The 2,954-nt window shown below is 52.6% G+C and carries 1 rRNA gene; it reads right to left on the reverse strand.

Going from position 1 to position 2,954, the window contains the following annotated elements:
* Window positions 1-22: 22 nt before the first annotated feature.
* Window positions 23-2,932, reverse strand: a 23S ribosomal RNA gene (locus ACZRKO_RS22725).
* Window positions 2,933-2,954: the final 22 nt, after the last annotated feature.

Consider the following 2,954-nt stretch of genomic DNA (forward strand, 5'->3'; position numbering starts at 1 on the left):
ACCAAAACACCTTTGGTGTTGTAAGGTTAAGCCTCTCGGGTCATTAGTACTGGTTAGCTCAATGCATCGCTGCACTTACACACCCAGCCTATCAACGTCTTAGTCTTAAACGTCCCTTCAGGGGACTCGAAGTCCCAGGGAAGACTCATCTCGAGGCAAGTTTCGCGCTTAGATGCTTTCAGCGCTTATCTTTTCCGCATTTAGCTACCGGGCAATGCCATTGGCATGACAACCCGAACACCAGTGATGCGTCCACTCCGGTCCTCTCGTACTAGGAGCAGCCCCTCTCAATCTTCCAACGCCCACGGCAGATAGGGACCGAACTGTCTCACGACGTTCTAAACCCAGCTCGCGTACCACTTTAAACGGCGAACAGCCGTACCCTTGGGACCTACTTCAGCCCCAGGATGTGATGAGCCGACATCGAGGTGCCAAACACCGCCGTCGATATGAACTCTTGGGCGGTATCAGCCTGTTATCCCCGGAGTACCTTTTATCCGTTGAGCGATGGCCCTTCCATTCAGAACCACCGGATCACTATGACCTACTTTCGTACCTGCTCGAGCCGTCACTCTCGCAGTCAAGCTAGCTTATGCCATTGCACTAACCTCACGATGTCCGACCGTGATTAGCTAACCTTCGTGCTCCTCCGTTACTCTTTAGGAGGAGACCGCCCCAGTCAAACTACCCACCAGACACTGTCCTCACCCCAGATTATGGGGCCGAGTTAGAACATCAAACATTAAAGGGTGGTATTTCAAGGTTGGCTCCACGCAGACTGGCGTCCACGCTTCAAAGCCTCCCACCTATCCTACACATCAAGGCTCAATGTTCAGTGTCAAGCTATAGTAAAGGTTCACGGGGTCTTTCCGTCTTGCCGCGGGTACACTGCATCTTCACAGCGAGTTCAATTTCACTGAGTCTCGGGTGGAGACAGCCTGGCCATCATTACGCCATTCGTGCAGGTCGGAACTTACCCGACAAGGAATTTCGCTACCTTAGGACCGTTATAGTTACGGCCGCCGTTTACCGGGGCTTCGATCAAGAGCTTCGCCTTGCGGCTGACCCCATCAATTAACCTTCCGGCACCGGGCAGGCGTCACACCGTATACGTCCACTTTCGTGTTTGCACAGTGCTGTGTTTTTATTAAACAGTTGCAGCCAGCTGGTATCTGCGACTGGCTTCGGCTCCGAGAGCAAGTCTCTTCACCTACGCGCCAGCGTGCCTTCTCCCGAAGTTACGGCACCATTTTGCCTAGTTCCTTCACCCGAGTTCTCTCAAGCGCCTGAGTATTCTCTACCTGACCACCTGTGTCGGTTTGGGGTACGATTTCGTGTTACCTGGAGCTTAGAGGCTTTTCCTGGAAGCAGGGCATCAGTTACTTCACCACCGTAGTGGCTCGTTATCACGCCTCAGGGTTGAATAAGAAAGCGGATTTACCAACTCTCTCCCCCTACACGCTTGAACCGGGACAACCGTCGCCCGGCCAACCTAGCCTTCTCCGTCCCCCCTTCGCAGTAACACCAAGTACAGGAATATTAACCTGTTTCCCATCGACTACGCTTTTCAGCCTCGCCTTAGGGGTCGACTCACCCTGCCCCGATTAACGTTGGACAGGAACCCTTGGTCTTCCGGCGTGCGGGTTTTTCACCCGCATTATCGTTACTTATGTCAGCATTCGCACTTCTGATACCTCCAGCAGACCTCACAGTCCACCTTCAACGGCTTACAGAACGCTCCCCTACCCAACAACGCATAAGCGTCGCTGCCGCAGCTTCGGTGCATGGTTTAGCCCCGTTACATCTTCCGCGCAGGCCGACTCGACCAGTGAGCTATTACGCTTTCTTTAAATGATGGCTGCTTCTAAGCCAACATCCTGGCTGTCTATGCCTTCCCACATCGTTTCCCACTTAACCATGACTTTGGGACCTTAGCTGGCGGTCTGGGTTGTTTCCCTCTTCACGACGGACGTTAGCACCCGCCGTGTGTCTCCCGTGATAACATTCTTCGGTATTCGTAGTTTGCATCGAGTTGGTAAGCCGGGATGGCCCCCTAGTCGAAACAGTGCTCTACCCCCGAAGATGAGTTCACGAGGCGCTACCTAAATAGCTTTCGGGGAGAACCAGCTATCTCCCGGTTTGATTGGCCTTTCACCCCCAGCCACAGGTCATCCGCTAATTTTTCAACATTAGTCGGTTCGGTCCTCCAGTTAGTGTTACCCAACCTTCAACCTGCCCATGGCTAGATCACCGGGTTTCGGGTCTATACCTTGCAACTTGACGCCCAGTTAAGACTCGGTTTCCCTACGGCTCCCCTATTCGGTTAACCTTGCTACAAAATATAAGTCGCTGACCCATTATACAAAAGGTACGCAGTCACCCCATAAAAGAGGCTCCCACTGCTTGTACGTACACGGTTTCAGGTTCTATTTCACTCCCCTCGCCGGGGTTCTTTTCGCCTTTCCCTCACGGTACTGGTTCACTATCGGTCAGTCAGGAGTATTTAGCCTTGGAGGATGGTCCCCCCATATTCAGACAGGATGTCACGTGTCCCGCCCTACTCATCGAACTCACAATTAGTGCATTTTTGTGTACGGGACTATCACCCTATACTGTGCGACCTTCCAGACGCTTCCACTAATGCACAAACTGATTCAGGTTCTGGGCTGTTCCCCGTTCGCTCGCCGCTACTAGGGGAATCTCGGTTGATTTCTTTTCCTCGGGGTACTTAGATGTTTCAGTTCCCCCGGTTCGCCTTGCATGGCTATGTATTCACCATGCAATAGTGTGACGTATCACACTGGGTTTCCCCATTCGGGTATCGTCGGTTATAACGGTTCATATCACCTTACCGACGCTTTTCGCAGATTAGCACGCCCTTCATCGCCTCTGACTGCCTAGGCATCCACCGTGTACGCTTAGTCGCTTAACCTCACAACCCGAAGGTGTCTTTT

It is taken from the genome of Ewingella sp. C233, from assembly GCF_055407225.1.